Source organism: Arthrobacter sp. 2YAF22_2, assembly GCF_052114645.1.
GTDB lineage: Bacteria > Actinomycetota > Actinomycetes > Actinomycetales > Micrococcaceae > Arthrobacter.
Map to the genome: position 1 here is coordinate 1 of NZ_JBFRFD010000758.1, position 1,158 is coordinate 1,158.

Sequence of the window (1,158 nt, forward strand, 5' to 3'; positions counted from 1 at the left end):
ATATGAAGTTGATACCTAACTCCCGGGCGGCACCCAGCCGCCGAGGTGCGAGGCTGTGCTGGCGTAAGATAAGAGGACCATTTCCCAACTGGAGGGGACCAGAGGCCCACGGGCCACCACCATGACTGAAGCAGCCAACGGCAAGGCCCGGATCAGCCCGGGCGGACGCACCGCAGGGGACTTTCCCCACTCCCTCCCGGGTTTGCGGACTGAGGTGGTCCTGTTCGACAACTCCGACCAGATGGTGCAGTCCCTGGGCAGCCACGATGAAGCCCTGCGCTTCATCGAAAGCCAATTCCCCGCCGTCGACTTCCATGTCCGCGGCAATGAGCTCTCCATCAGCGGCCCGGCCGCCGAGGTCCCGCGGATCATGCGGCTACTCAACGAGGTCCGGGGCCTGGTGGCGCGCGGCACCGTCATCACCCCCTCGGTACTGCAGCAGCTCGTGTCACTGCTGCGCAGCCAGTCCCTGCAGAACCCGGTTGAAGTGCTGACCCACAACATCCTGTCCAGTCGCGGGAAGACCATCCGGCCCAAGACCTTGAACCAGAAGAACTATGTGGACGCGATTGACGCGAACACGGTGATTTTCGGCATCGGCCCGGCCGGCACCGGCAAGACCTACCTCGCCATGGCCAAGGCCGTGCAGGCCCTGCAGCAGAAGGAAGTCAGCCGGATCATCCTGACCCGGCCGGCCGTCGAGGCCGGGGAGCGGCTGGGTTTCCTGCCCGGCACGCTCAGCGACAAGATCGACCCGTACCTGCGTCCGCTGTACGACGCGCTGCACGACATGATGGACCCGGAATCGATCCCGCGGCTGATGGCCGCCGGCACGATCGAGGTGGCGCCGCTGGCGTACATGCGCGGCCGCACGCTCAACGACGCGTTCATCATCCTGGACGAGGCCCAGAACACCACACCCGAGCAGATGAAGATGTTCCTCACCCGGCTGGGCTTCGGCTCCAAGATGGTGGTCACCGGCGATGTCACCCAGGTGGACCTGCCCTTCGGCACCCGCTCCGGGCTGCGCATCGTCGAAGACATCCTGCAGGGCATCGAGGACGTCAACTTCACAGTCCTGGACGCTTCCGACGTCGTCCGCCACCGGCTGGTGGGCGACATCGTGAACGCCTACAGCATCTGGGACGAGACACAGAG

At 65.1% G+C, this 1,158-nt stretch carries 1 protein-coding gene; it reads left to right on the forward strand.

Annotated features, from left to right (window positions below):
• Positions 1–121: 121 nt before the first annotated feature.
• Positions 122–1,158: PhoH family protein (locus AB4Y86_RS19335; RefSeq protein ID WP_441403736.1), on the forward strand; the 1,037-nt coding region annotated here is incomplete at its 3' end.